Here is a 14,693-nt window from a genome sequence, read left to right as displayed (position 1 = left end):
CTAAAGTATTTAAGGTGTTGCATCAGTCGCATTCTATTGCGCAGCACCACCCTAAAGCAATGCAAGACATCTTATGGCCCTGCTTACGTTTTTCGATCTCGTTACAAGCTAAAGAAGATCAGGACTTGAATCTATTTGAGCGTACCTTATTGCGTTTGCTAGGTGAGGGGGGCAGCGATCTTAAACAGTTAAGCCATCAAATGGGGCTGATAAATGAAAAAAACGAGCATTCAAGCCTTACAGAATTCATAAGTCTTAAACTACAGCAGCTAGGCTTAATTACCGACAGGCTCAGATTAACCAATGAGGGGGAGCAAGAACTCATAAAAATCAATAGCAGCCAAACGAAGGTAATAGGTGCGACAGTATACTTTGATTTAATCAATCAATGTTGGTTACCAGTTATTAGTCGTGGTGAGCTACCTTCCGTTAATGCTGAACAAACATCTAGTGGCTTGGTTAAATTTACTCAAGGCAGTGTTGGTAAGGCTGAAGAAGTAAAAGCAATCCCCTTGTTGAGTGAAAGTGTATCTAAAAAATCACCAGATGAGCACGAGGTGATTGAAATTATTAAGCGCTCCCGCCAGCAGAATAAAAAGCTAACAGCCTCTTCTGGTCGCGGCAATCATGATGGGTTCATAACTAGCAGAGGCACTATTTCAGTCAACCCAGAGAGTGAGTTGGTTTATCTGCATTGCTATGCGTTTAGGGTAGGTGGCGCAAATTCGGCTTATGTTAGTGATGGTTTTCGCTCGACTATTCAAGAGCGGTTTACTCGAGGGTTTAATAGTCATAGAAACCGAGAGAACAATTCATCTGTAAAGGTAGCGTATGAAGGGCTGCTTCAAAAAAGCAGAAGAACTCATCAGCGTCAGGTGATGCAAAAATCAAAATCACTGAGCAGGCTTTACCAAGCATTAACAGAAAAAAAAGCAAAAAATGCGATTGAACAAGCCGAATATGAGAACAACCTTTCCTCTTTTGTAAGCAAAAGCTATTACAAAGTTGAACAGATATTGGCTGAATGCTACGCCTTCTCAAAACTTGATAGCTGCATTTCTGAGTTGGGTGCCGACCAGCAGCGTAATGCTGACTTAGCAAAAAACATAGCATCAAAACTAGGGTTTGAGCTGAGCGATGGCAAGCTTGTAAATAATCTACTCAAGGTAAATAAGGGTAGTATTATTCACCTTAAGGCAGAGCAACCTGTTATGTCGCCATTATTATTCTGCCATTTACTAGCAGCACGCAATGACGAGCAGCAGCCCATGGCTAAGTTAGCTAAAGAATATCCTGAACTACTAATAAGTATTGCTAAGTTACGCCGTTGGCGAAACCCCATTGAACATGGTGATGCTGATGCTGTACGTAATGAACTTGGTTTTGATCAGGTTAAGTTTATTCATCAACTTGTAGAAAAGATTCGTGAAATCTTATCAGCTTGGTTAAAAGATAATAACAATCAAGTAGCAGAAAAAACTGTGCCCAACTGGCTTAAAGAGGATATTCGCAGTGAAGCGAGCCACAAACTAGACAGGTATTTTGGGCTAATGCGCAGTCGCATGAGCGAGCGTGTGTATCAGGGGCTATTTGATGCTTTGGTGTTTGCCAATTTCGAGGATGCTAGAGACAGAACGAATGCGCTTGCTGGTGCTTTGCAACATGCGCTTTATCAAGCCTGTCGAGCACTTGATGCAAGTGAGGCAAAGAGTGTTGAGTCTGTGAAACGTCAATTAGAAGACCTTGGCGCAAAAAGTATCACTAATAGCAATATATATAAAGTACGAGAAGCATTAAGCGGTAGTAATGCGACTCTTGGGGCAAACTTTATCGCTTTTTGGGCGCAAATAACCGACCAGCAGCAAAAAGAGTTTCGACCCGCTGAGAAGTTTGTTAAAGCAGTGGATAGCCTGAATAAGATAAGAGGCCACTCTGGGCCAATCCTAGGCCAGCATGAAAACTTGAATGAAATTGAGAAAACTGTATTTGAACTTATTAAGCATTTAATGGAGCAATATTGTGGATAACAATCAGCAGGGGCAGGAGAAGATTAAGACTGAAGGTTCTGAGATGCAGTATTTACAGCAGAGCCTTGAAAAACAGGCAGTTGCGTTGGCTGAAAAAGAGTCAGAGTTAAAAGATTTACAGCAGAGCCTTAATAACCAAGAGCAAGGTTTGAAACAGCGGGAAGAAGCGCTTGCTAAAGATAAACAGTCACTTAATGCACGTAGCCTCGAATTGGAAACTCGCCATCAAGAGCAAGAGCGTCGGCAGCTAGAAATAGAGCAGGGTTTGCCGGCTTTGCGAGATGAGGTTTTTGCAGAGCGTGAGCAGCAACTTGTAGAAGAACGTCAAACGCTTAAAAAGCAGCGTGCTGAATTGGTTGCAGAGGCGCATAAGCTGCAAGTAGAGCGTGAAAAGTTAGCAAAAACTCAAGAAGAAGCTGAAGGTGACTTTTCTGAGCGGCGAGCAGAGTTACAGCGAGAGCTACAGCAAGTACGTTCTGCTGCTATCACTAAGTTGAATAATGAAATAGAGCAACAGCGCAAAAATGATTTTGATGTGCTGGAAAAGGAGTTACAAAAACGCCGTGACGAGCTTAAAAATCGAGAAGATAAGCTTGAACAGAAGCTAGTTGAGCTAACTGACGAGCAAACCAGCGTAAGGTTAAAGCAAGCAGAGGTTAACCAGCTGCAAGATTCACTTGAACAGAATATTCAAGAGCGTACTAAGACTCGCCTGCAAGAATTTGAACAAAAAGAGCGACAGTTTGAGCAGGATAAACAACATCTTTTAAGTCGTATTGAACGTCAAGATGCATTACACAGTGCATACGATGAGCTTAAAAAGGCACTGGGTGATAAGTCACCAGAGGAAGTACTACGCGACCTTACAGCTAAGAATGAAGAACTGAGTGAGTTGCGTGAAGAGCTTAAGCGGCCGAGCCAGGAACTAGAAGAATACTACGATAACCACAGAGCTGAAGTCACCAGACTGGAACAAGATAAGCAACTTTTACAAGATGAAAAGCGTGAGCTTCAACGTGATCTGGATACCCAAGAACAGTTGGAGTATGACCAAGAACGACTACAAACTAAGCTCAATAGCCTTGAGGTTAATTATAAGGCTGTTTTAGCTGATAATAATAAGCTGCAAGAAAGTTTAGACCGATTAAACCCCGCTTATAACGAGCCGCAGAATCGAGAAGAACGGGTTCGAGAGATTAAACGTCCTTACATTGAGCAATATGTGCCACGTCGTCAAAGCAAGAGTATCAATGAGATTGAATGGCTTGAAGCAATTCGTTCAGGAATTGGTAACCATGGCCTGCATTTCTCTCACCGTATTCTATGTGCTTTTCATACGGCGTTAAAAATTGCTGAGTGGTCGCCGTTAACTGTTTTGGCTGGCGTTAGTGGTACCGGTAAGTCTGAGCTACCAAAGCTTTACAGCCGTTTTGGTGGCATTAATTTCATTAACGTACCTGTACAGCCAAATTGGGATTCACAGGAGTCCATGCTGGGTTACTTTAATTCGATCAGTAACAGCTATGAAACACAGCCGATGCTCAATTTTCTTGTACAAAGTCGCGAAAAGCTGATAACAGGCAGTGATAATCCAGAAGATAACTACAATGGACTTGATGACACTGTGAGCTTGGTGCTTCTTGATGAGATGAACCTTGCTCATGTGGAACTCTACTTTGCAGATTTTCTGAGTAAGTTGGAGCAGCGTCGCGCGACTAAAAATAGTGAACTGCCCTACATTGATATTAACCTTGGTGCAAAGCTAGATCCTTATAAGCTTTCATTAGGAAGAAATCTGCTATTTGCTGGCACTATGAACCAAGATGAAACCACCAAGTCTTTGTCTGATAAGGTAATTGACCGTGGTACCTCTATCTACTTCCCTCGCCCAAATTCTTTACATCGTCGTGAAAAGCTTAAATCATTGCCTGCACAAGCAGACTTGTTGCCAATGAAAATGTGGTGGGATTGGATTAAGAAGGAAAGTGAGCTGTCAGACACTGTGGTAGAGCCATATAAGAAACTGATAGAAGAAATAAATAAATATTTGGGGGCAGATGGTAAGGCACTTGGTCACCGTGTTTGGCAATCCATTGAATACTACATGCTTAACCACCCATTAGTTATTGGTTTGGATGCAGAACAATACCCTGTTGAATACAAAGAAGCACTCAATTTTGCTTTTGAAGATCAGCTAGTACAAAAGGTCATGCCTAAACTGCGCGGCATTGAGACACGCGGTTATGCCAAAGAACATTGTTTAGACCCCATTCGTGAGCTTCTCGCCAATAATGAACTAGATATTCTTGATGACTTTGATAAAGCGATGCGAATTGGCCATGGACAATTTAATTGGGCAAGTGCAGATTACTTAAATAATCAGCAGAGCAACGATCGTTATCAAGAATTATTCAAGCTTGCTTTAAATCAACCATTGTTGGAGTCAAGTACAGGAAGCGTTACAGAGCAGGCTTCAGTTGCAGCTCCTAACCAGAAGTCAAAACGCGCCAATAAAAAAGAAGTTGTAGATTCTGTATCACAGCCTACTAAATAGAACTCGCAATCCTTGGCATTACTGATGCCTAAAGGTATGAATGATATACTTGGAAAGAGTAAGTAGGGAATTTAGATGACCGACAATGAAAATGAGCAGTTGAACGATTTTGGTCAACTGTATGCTCGCTATCAAGCGGGTGAAGCAATTGCGCTGCAGCTATTGCAAGGGCAGCACCGTTACCTGAGTAACCTCACTTTTGACCCGCTCAATGGTGAGGCATTACCACAGCGAATGAGCCACTGGCTGAGCCAGAGTGTTCCGGGGCCAGATGAATGGTTATATGATCGCTTTACGCACCTGATCAATCATTGCATGGACGCTATCGGCCATATTTTGTTTTCGCCTCGGCAAACCGTGGTGCGAGTCCATGAGATGACACCAGTCTATTTAGCGCAACGCTTGGATAGTCGCTCGGTGCAGTGGCTGAGCCGCAAACCGGGTAATAATATGCGTGAAAAGCTAGCTGCTAATCCGCATATCTTGGCTGCTACTCGTAAAATGAGTTTTGATACGCTTGAAAATCGGTTATTGAAGGCTTTCTTAATTCGAACTCAAGGTCTTATTTTAGATCGACAAGACGCTGGTTTAAAATTAACTGATGAGCAAGAAAACCTTATAGACTCAATACAGAAAACTTTAAGGCAAGAAGAGTTTGTTGCAATTAAACCCTGGCAACATATGCCGCCCAATAATGTGTTACTGCAAGATAAACAATACCGAAAGGTATGGCGTGCATGGCAGCTATTACAGCGTTTAGAAGAAGACTGTGAAAATCAGCAGCAGACTTTTTTTGCAACTGGGTTTGGTCTTTTTAGTGAGTTATTAAAGCAGCTAGCTAGTACAGAGGGCTGCGTACTGTTAGATCAGGCTTGGCAATTTAAGCTAGATTACTTATCGGTGGTTTCCTCACTTGAGCTAACTGAAAAGCTAGCTCCAGTCGAGGTTTTGGCTATAGATCTTGGTGGGGATGAAGTTAAAGCTAATAATGAGCCAGTTATTAGCCCGCAGGCTGAGTTGTTCTTGTCACTATCTGCCGAAGGGCAAATTAAAATCCAAAGGCGAGTTCAGTCAGGGCAGTCGCATTGTTGGGAGCTTAACTTCCAGCATCATAATGGTGTAATAAATGTAAAAGTCAGCTCTTCAATTTCAAGCCATAATCATGATAAACAACCTGTGCCTGCTATGCCTGCAGATTTTTCTAGTTTGGCTGCACGGATTATTGACGAACTTCTTCCTGGTGAGAGGAAGTCTAGGCACTTGTTAAAACCAGCGACTAAGGTGTCTGATAACTTTGCATCCCTGATGTTTGATGGTGCTAGTTGCAAGTTAAAACTTGGAACTGATTCTGATGAGTATTGGATAGAACCGCTATTACTTGATGAAGCTGGATTAGATTCTAGCCAAAGCCAAGCATTACTAGCTGATGCAAAAGTGTTTAGTGCTAAAGAGTTAACTAAAGTAAATGGCGACAGTAAAACCCAGCAGCTAGGTGTTTTTTCAGACCAATTAGCGAAGCAATTTCGAGCAGACCAGCAGATGCACTACCTGGTTAGTGATCATCACAGTGAGTTTGAGACCAGTGATCTGCGTCGTGAAATGAGTCGTAACTTTAATAATGCAGCGCCACTACCAAAAAGTATTGCAGCCGCTTATGCTGCAACAGCTAACAACCTATTTAAGCTTAATGACTTAATTATGGTTCTTAGCTCTGATTGCGACGGCATTTATGCTACACCGGTTTATTATTGCTGGGGAGAGAATGCAGGGGAAGAGTACCTTGAAAGACATCCATCAATTAAGCTTTCTCAAAAGGGGGAGCGGCAGCTGTTGCAGGATGCGTTAGTTAAGTCAGGATTACCTAGTCATATAGCAGTGCGTTTTATCGAGCTATATAGCTACCGTGAAATCGTATCAAACAAAGCCAAAATGATACTGCAGGATGGTGATCATTGGTATCGTGTTCCTGCAGGTTTAAAGGTGTCGAACATCGACATTAGTGATGTATTATTTAAAGAAGCACAAAAATTACAGAAGAAAATTGAAAAAACTTACTTTATTTCTGTATCTGTAGCAATCAAGCAGCAAAAGGGTGTTAAACCCCAACAGTGGTTAGCTAGCGATCCACTGTTGGGCTCGCAGCAGCTGCTACAAAAACAGTATGAGCAGCCTCATAAGGTTTTTTGGAAAGACCACTTACCCCAGTTAATGACACGGTTACCAATAGAAGGCATCGAGCAAGAATTCTACTTTGTTGATAAGCGTACCTCAGTTAAACCTGAGCGTGGTGTTGCAGTTGAGATTCCAATCAGCACTCCATTCACTCTTCCAAGTGGTAAAGAAGAATTGCGCTTTACTGTCTATCAGGGAACTGAGAGTCATCGGCAGGAATTTTCACTGTTGTTATCGTTAAGAAAACCACTTAATACGGATTGTAGCTGCAACTTAAAGCTTACCTATACCTATGGTGATGAAAAACCATATAAATTACGTTTTATCCCAGTAAATACTGATAATAAACCGTTTAATTATATTGATGCTCAATGGGGTAAAAAACAGGATGATACTACTAATCGAGTGGTTGCAATTCCTGCTTTTCCTGAACGTTTAATATTCGAGAAACTTTATGAATATGTAGGCAATGAAAGCCCTACTGATGTTATTGAATGGATTGAGAGTAATCTAAAGCAGCTGAATGAGATTTATGATTTTATGTTGTATGGTAAAAATGAAAAGCGTTTTAGTTTTTCTTACCAAGATATTAAGTGGATTGAAAATAAAGATTTTGGATTCTATGAATTGCATCCTGATTACAATAGTGTTTTTGTACATAAAAGTCAGTTTAAAAATATAGATATTAAAACTGAAAATTACTTTTCAGGTGACATATTTATTAAAGAGGAAAATAGGTTTTCATTATCGAATGTAGCGCCTATGGGAGAGCTAACAGAGTACGAGCTTAAAAGCTTATCTAAGAAATGGCGCTTTCCTATGCTTATTTTTAGTGATCAAGCTCGCAGCTTTGTAGATGAAGATATACCAGAAAGTTTTGCAGTAAACGGAAAAAAGGCAATCGCGCAAACAGAAGAGTTATTAGCAATTGAAGGTATCGATAAAAATCTCCAAAGAGAGCTTGTGCAGTTTCTAAGCTACAACCACAAACTGATGCCTGCATCTGCAGCAGATAATCTTCTAGAAATGGCAACCGATAAAAATCTGCGGGATGAGAGTAACTGGTTTAAGTACGCTTTGGGTGATGTAAGCCAGCCATGGCAACAACAGTTGCTCACCCAAATACTTGAGCCAGTTGATGACAGTGGTGGTACTCGAGCAGCAACTTTGGAGATTATATCGGTTGCTATGTGGCGAGATAAAACAGTTATCCATAAATTAACTGCAGAACAAGTGACAACGCTGACTCAAAGGCTAAACGAGTATCTACTTGAAGCTATTGGCCAGCTTAAGAAGCAAGATAAGCATTACAAATGGAACTCATTTATTCTGCATTTGGAACTCATGCTTGCGTTATTGCGTACACGAGAAAGCTCAAAATCAGAAATAAGCTCATTGTTTGCTTACGGTAGCAGCTTAACTAACCAGCTACTTAGTACTGTTGAGAAAATTACGGGTGAACAAGGTGAGGCGTTAGCTTATCAGCTTCAAAATCCTAAGGTGAATGCGCGAGTTAAGTTGTCCGTTAATAAACCTGATTCTTACTATCGTACACCAGATTTACTGTATGCATTAAAGCTTTACCTTTCAGGAGAAGATGGTGCTGATCAAATAACCATTACCGAGTTGGTTAATACATAATTTGGGTCATAACAGGCATTATTTTAAGTGAGAGATATGAGCAACCTTGTAGAGATTAAATCGCTTGATAAATTAATGAACGCCTTAGATCGTCCTGCTGATCAAATAAGCATAGGTGACCGACTATTGCCTTCTGGTGTATTAGAGGCTGGAGATTACCACTTGTTTCAGATTACTAGCTTAACCCATTTATCGGATGCGCCACGCCGCGAAGCACTAGAAAATGTCTACAGCAGTATCCGCTATCCAGGTGCTAGTATTGTTTACTTGTTAATGGGAGACTCTAATGGTGTTGGTCTATATTTGGGGATAGCGCGTAATCACTTATATCCTAAACCGGGTATTTCTATTGCAGATATATCAAAAAACATACTTAAGCCTAGCTTTGAAGGAAACTTTAGGGGTAGCAATGTAAGTCAGCCAGCAGATACTGGTGCCAAGCTTATTAAGCAACTACAAAGCTACCGCCATGTTGCGGTATTACAAGGCACAGTGGGAGAGCAAGCACAGGGAGAAAATGCATTTTTCCAAGGCGTAGATCGGTTGGTCGATGCAATGGCTGGTGGTGAGTTTTGTTTAGCCATCACAGCATCCTGCCTCGCGTCACAAGATGCTGTGACCCTAGAGCAATGGCTGCATAGAGGTTACGAATTGCTTGCGCCCCTTGCACGTGTCTCTTTTCAACAAGGACATACCACTGGAAGCTCTGCATCTTGGGGCAGTAATAAAGGTGAAAGCACGAGTACCAGTTTTTCGAAGAATACTGGCTCTTCTCATGACGAGAGTAAAAGTACAACCAAGACAGCTACTCGCTCCGACAGCTCAGAAACAGGTTCTAAAGCTAGCGCAGACTCAACGACAGAAGGCGAGTCATCGGGTACTAATGACTCTACCAGTGAAGGAACGAACGCGGGGGCATCAATAAACCGAGGTAAAACCCTAAATATCTCTGCGGAACGGCACAATCGTCAGGCGCAGCAGTGGCTTAGTTACATAGATGAAGTCTTGTTGCCACGAGTTGACTATGGACGAAGCCGTGGTGGATTTATATGTAATATTGCGCTACTAGCAAATAGCCAACACACGCTATTGAGGCTAGGCGATGTAAGCCGTTCAATATTTAGCGGTAATATGGGTAATCAGTATCCATTACAAATGCTAAATATTACATCATCACCAGAGTGGGTAGGTAGTATTAAAAACCTGCAGATTCCTGTTATCCCAAGACAAGCTAGTAATGATCAAGCATTAAATATATTCGATAGCCTTAAGTCACGGGTTAGTCTTGACGGTAAGGTGATGATGGGGGCTTATGTTACGCCAAAGGAGTTAAGCCTAGTTGCTGGTTTACCCCAACAGGAGGTGGTTGGCTTAGAGCTCAAAGAACAGGTGTCATTTGGATTAAATCCACCAAGCGTACCTGTCATTAATAGTTTGTCACTCGGTAGTTTGGTACAAGATGGCCGCATATTAGAGCATAAAAAGGTAAGTCTTAATCGTTTGGATCTTAACAAGCACGTATTTGTCGCCGGTGTTACAGGGAGTGGAAAAACAACAACCTGCCATCACCTTTTACGCGAAAGTATGCTTCCTTTTTTGGTCATTGAACCAGTAAAAACCGAATATCGAATGCTGCTTAATGAATACGATGACTTGCTGGTATTAACTCCGGGGCGTGATGATCTAGCACCACTAAGATTGAATCCATTGGAGATGATGCCAGGAGAGACTATTTCAAGTCGGGTAGATATTATTAAGGCGAGCTTTTCTGCTTCATTTGATATGGAGGCAGCAATTCCACAGGTACTTGAAGCGGCACTTTATCGTTGTTATAAAAATATGGGCTGGGATTTAAATACCTCAAAGCATTCTTTGTATAAAGATCCATTTGCAGCAGGATGTTACCCCTTTCCAATATTACAAGATTTACTTAAAACCACTGAAGATATAGTAAAAGAGCAGGGATTTGATGAGCGTTTACAAAAAGATTACATAGGTTCAGTAAAGGCGCGTCTACAGGGGCTTTTAGTCGGGGCCAAAGGCCAAATATTTAATACGCTACGCTCAATAGATTTTAGTGAATTAATTAAGCGCCATGTCGTGATAGAGCTTGAAGAAATTCGTAATGGTGCTGAGAAATCACTATTGATTGCTTTTATTATGACCAATGTTATTCAAGCACTAAAGAATGAACATCGTAAGAATCCTGATTTTCGTCATCTAACACTTATTGAAGAAGCACATCACCTTTTAACTAGGGCTGATCCATCAACTAGTAGTAATAAAAGACAAGCAATTGAAATGTTTGCTGATATGTTGGCTGAAGTACGTAAGTATGGTGAGGGAATAATAATTGTTGATCAGATACCAAATAAGTTAACCCCTGAAGTATTAAAGAATACAAATACTAAGATTATTCATAAATTATTTGCTGAAGATGACAAAGCCGCAGTAGGTAATACTATTTCATTAGAGTCTGAACAGCAGCATTTATCCAAGTTGGGTATTGGCCAAGCAGTAGTGTTTGGTCAGGGTTGGCAAAGCTCGGTGCTTATTCAGATTGAAGCAAGCTCAGCGACACAAGCAGATATTCCACTTAATGTTATTGAGCCAGAGCTGCGCAAGCGTGCTTGGAAGTTTTATCAGTTACCAGGAAACCTTCAGCTATTACCACTACAAGCCCAACGGCCAACAACGTCTGTAGATGAATGGTGTGATCGACTTTCATTTAGTGCTGATACCAAGTTGTTAAGTGTTTATACGAAATATATAGGTGATCGGAATGAGACAAATCGTGAGGATTTAGCCTCACTATTAGAACAATCCACTGAACATCTAGGCTCTACATCAAGGGTAATTGAGCACCTTCTTAATTATTTATATATTCCTACTCAAGAAGAGCCGATGAATAGGTGGCGAGACAGATTGCAAGCTTGCTATCCTCTATTTTTTGAGAAAAGTGCTAAATTTGTTCGTAAAGAAAATCTTGATACTATTAATAGGAGAAAGTACTAATGCTTGGTTTAGGTGGCGTTATTCTGGGGGGATTAAGTGCAATCGGAGGAATGCTAACTACGGCTTTCTCGGCAATGGGCGGTGCAGTATTATCTACGGGCGGTATTTTGCTCGATGCTATTAATCGGGGCTTACCTATGGTCGAGAAAATATTTGATATTGCTTTAGCTGTAGGTAAGGGGGTTGGGTTGTTCTCTCCAGAACAGAGTGAGTGTGATATGTATGAGCTAGGTATGCGTGCCGAGCGAGCGGTCGATGAAGGTGTGCATTCAGAACAGTTTGATAGTAATCAAGCTTATATTGATCATTTACGTGAGGAAATTGAGCTAGGTAAAGAAGACCTAGATAAGCTAGATAAGCTTTCTGGTGAAGATAAGTTGAAATATGCTTGCATTGGCAGTGCTGTAACTATTGCTGGTATTAAAGAAAAGTTCGAAATTGATATTCCTGAAACTTTTTGGCTCGCAAGTACTGATGTAGGTATAGGGCCTGAACAAATAAAACCTATGCTCGACGTTTTTGAACAAGAGCAGGTCAAGCCAGATATAGATGGCTTCTTAAATGGAGAGTTACCTTCAGACTTGCAGCGTAAAATCTATGATTTGATTGATAGTAGGCTAGGTGAAGTGTTAGGCAATGAAACAATTGAAAAGCTCCTTAATTAAAAACACTGTATTATCTTATGGTTGTTTAGGCTGATTATTTTGGATAATTCTTAACAAATAAAAGTCATTCCTAATCCTCGAGGAAGTAAACGTAATAACGAGACCTGTATTAATACAACCAACTTGACAGAGATTGTACGGAAAATTTCAAAGTTTACTGTAATGTAAAACATGTTCTATCCGAAACTAGCTACAAGCTAATATTTAAAATCAAGACCTTATGCGTTTTTGTTAGAGCTAGCAGGTGTAATATTCTAGCCTTTTTAAATATTTTAAATTAATTTCACTTATTCATATAAGTATTTTTGGGTTGTAAAATATGAAGCTATATGGACATCTTTTGTATATAGATATCACGCAGATATGCGGAATTGGATGTGATTTCTGTATGTACTCTGATAAGCATAGTTCTGGAATTAATATGGAGTTGTCTGTAAAAGCTAAGAAAAACTTAGCTGCTCTTATTAACTCGCCAGGTGTAAAGCGTATTTCTGTGAGTGGAGAAGGGGAGCCCCTTAATAATTATCATGTTTTTCATGAAATTCTTAAGCTTTCTAAGGGTGGTAAAGCATTTGAGTTTATAACAAGCGGGTTCTATCCACATGATAAACTTGAAAATTTTTATAATGAAACTAATGCGCTGACTGAATTAAATGGTGATACCTGCAATATAAGACTTAGTACTGACCATCACCATATTGAAAAGATAAAGCATAGACCACATGGTTTTACTGTTAATTATTTTTTTGATCGGCAACCTGCTAAGTTGTCTTTTTCATTTCGCTCGATTGATTCTGACCGTGAGTTTACTCGGAAATACTTAATAGACGAATTGAAAAAGTGGAATTTAGATGGAGATCTTAAGTACGAAAGCATTCTAGAGGATTCTTTAGTAGTCAATGGTAGTGCTTTTGGTATTGATTATAAAAATTTAGTTTACCCAGCAGTAGAAACTGCAGGTGAATTTTTAGATCTTCAGGATTATATAGCAGCTATTGAAATTAAAGTTGGTAAAAGGTTTACTTTAGGAAGTTTAAATAAACATCCAGAAAGCAATGGTTTAGATTTAACAATAAAACCTAATGGTGATGTTTTTTTATATGGCCTTGAGTGTGAGCGTTTAGGTAATATTCATTTTGATTCTATTTGCTGGAAAAATCTTGAGCTCTATGTGAAAGAAACACCGCTTTTTAAATTGCTTTACACGAAACCTTTTACAGAGTTAATAAACAAAATATCAGGTGATCTGCGTGTTCCACAATTAATTAAAAAAGTTAATAATCCTTATTGGCTAATAAAAGAAATGGCACATCACGATGGCTTATTAGAAAATTTGGTTTTTTATGATTGATTCGCACTTACATACATTTTATTCAAAGCATGCAGTTGGGAGTGTAGATGAGGTTGTGCAATCTGCAATTGCTAAAGGAATAAAAATTATAACTATAACAGATCATGGCCCTTTTTATATAGATAACAACAATCGTCTTTTAGATAATGAAATGGATCAATATTTTCTAGATATTGAGCAAGCTAAAAATAACTATGTCGGTGAAATTAAAATACTAGCAGGGCTTGAGCTAGATTATGTTCCGGGCTCATATGGTTTTAATAAAAATCTAATTTCTAGATATGATTTAGATTTTGTGATTGGATCAATACATTATATTTCGATGCCAAATGAAAATAGCGTAAAAGTATGGGACCTAGAACAGCTTGGAAATATTTATGCTCTAGACTCTTATTTCAATATTTTAATAGAACTTATTGAGTGTGGTATTTTTGATGCTGTAGGCCATGTTGATTCATTACTGCGTGCTGTGCCAGAATATATATTTTTAGAATATATAACTCCGATCTTGCCATTGTTTAATACGTATAATATCTCTTATGAACTGAATACTTCAGGGCTACGTAAGAGCATGCTTAATTTAAAAAATAATGAAAAAAAATACAATTGTTGGAGTTACCCGTCAAAAATACTTATACCAAAGCTTCTTGCGCATGATATTAATTTCACTATTGGTTCTGATGCGCATGACCCCGTAGATGTTGGAGCAGGGATTCAGGAGGTTGTGCATACGTTAAAAAAATCAGGTTTGAGGGAAATTAGCTATTTTGAAAAACGACAACGTATAGGTGTGTCTGTAGATTTTTTTAATTAACACCCAAGCTGTTTTATAGTTTTATAGTTTTATATATAATTTTATTACATGACTGAATCTAGGAAAGATATTAAGATGAAGAAAAACTGCATTATTCCTGAGTTTAATAGCTGGTTTGAAATTGAATTTTATCCAATTATAGATCAACTTTATTTTTTTAATAAAGCAATTGATAGTCCGAGGCCATTGGATACTAAAAAAGATTTACGCTCTTATGCCGCTAAACTATTAGAGAGTCATGAAATAACTATAAACGAATATGTTTCTATTTTTGGTGGTCATGCTATATATCACTTGACAGAGGGTGAGAACGGTAAGCGCCCCTAAATCAGCACCCTTGCAGAACGGCTACTTAGCTTAATCCAGCTCTACATTCCATGGCAGCAGGGCTTCGAGTTTTTCTAATGTGTCAGCGACAGCTATGCGGTCAAGAATGTGCTTGATGTAGGCTTGT

The 14,693-nt window shown here is 39.6% G+C and carries 9 protein-coding genes; 8 read left to right on the top strand and 1 reads right to left on the bottom strand.

What is annotated here, in order from left to right; genetic code table 11:
* Positions 1–14: 14 nt before the first annotated feature.
* The 8 genes from VJY63_RS06910 to VJY63_RS06875 all read left to right on the top strand — a co-directional run bounded on the left by VJY63_RS06910 (position 15) and on the right by VJY63_RS06875 (position 14,566).
* Positions 15–2,027 carry a hypothetical protein gene (locus VJY63_RS06910; protein WP_324049353.1) on the top strand — a complete coding sequence of 671 codons (2,013 nt, stop codon included), beginning with the start codon at positions 15–17 and terminating at the stop codon, positions 2,025–2,027.
* Positions 2,020–4,581 carry a chromosome partitioning protein ParA gene (locus tag VJY63_RS06905; protein ID WP_324049351.1) on the top strand — a complete coding sequence of 854 codons (2,562 nt, stop codon included), beginning with the start codon at positions 2,020–2,022 and terminating at the stop codon, positions 4,579–4,581. The genes VJY63_RS06910 and VJY63_RS06905 overlap by 8 nt, the downstream gene beginning before the upstream one ends.
* 75 nt (positions 4,582–4,656) lie before the next feature.
* A complete protein-coding gene (locus tag VJY63_RS06900) occupies positions 4,657–8,394 on the top strand; it encodes a DUF2357 domain-containing protein (protein WP_324049349.1) in 3,738 nt (1,245 codons plus the stop codon).
* A gap of 36 nt (positions 8,395–8,430) precedes the next feature.
* The gene (locus VJY63_RS06895) at positions 8,431–11,409 is read left to right on the top strand and encodes an ATP-binding protein (RefSeq protein ID WP_324049348.1); all 2,979 of its coding nucleotides are present in this window, start codon (positions 8,431–8,433) and stop codon (positions 11,407–11,409) included.
* Positions 11,409–12,074, top strand: coding sequence for a hypothetical protein (locus VJY63_RS06890; RefSeq protein ID WP_324049346.1), 666 nt, complete (start codon positions 11,409–11,411; stop codon positions 12,072–12,074). Before VJY63_RS06895 ends, VJY63_RS06890 begins: the two co-directional genes overlap by 1 nt.
* 319 nt (positions 12,075–12,393) lie before the next feature.
* Complete coding sequence (locus tag VJY63_RS06885) at positions 12,394–13,425, top strand: radical SAM protein (protein WP_324049344.1); 1,032 nt, start codon at positions 12,394–12,396, stop codon at positions 13,423–13,425.
* On the top strand, positions 13,418–14,239 hold the full coding sequence (locus VJY63_RS06880) for a histidinol-phosphatase (RefSeq protein WP_324049342.1): 822 nt from the start codon (positions 13,418–13,420) through the stop codon (positions 14,237–14,239). Before VJY63_RS06885 ends, VJY63_RS06880 begins: the two co-directional genes overlap by 8 nt.
* Positions 14,240–14,314: 75 nt before the next feature.
* Positions 14,315–14,566, top strand: a complete 252-nt coding sequence (locus VJY63_RS06875; protein WP_324049340.1) for a hypothetical protein — start codon at positions 14,315–14,317, stop codon at positions 14,564–14,566.
* Between the two features lie 30 nt (positions 14,567–14,596).
* Here VJY63_RS06875 and VJY63_RS06870 read toward each other — a convergent pair.
* Positions 14,597–14,693 (bottom strand): transposase domain-containing protein (locus tag VJY63_RS06870; protein WP_324049338.1); only part of this gene is annotated, 97 nt, incomplete at its 5' end.

It is taken from the genome of Marinospirillum sp., from assembly GCF_035271045.1.
Lineage (GTDB): Bacteria > Pseudomonadota > Gammaproteobacteria > Pseudomonadales > Halomonadaceae > Marinospirillum.
This window is presented reverse-complemented; position numbering and strand designations above follow the sequence as displayed.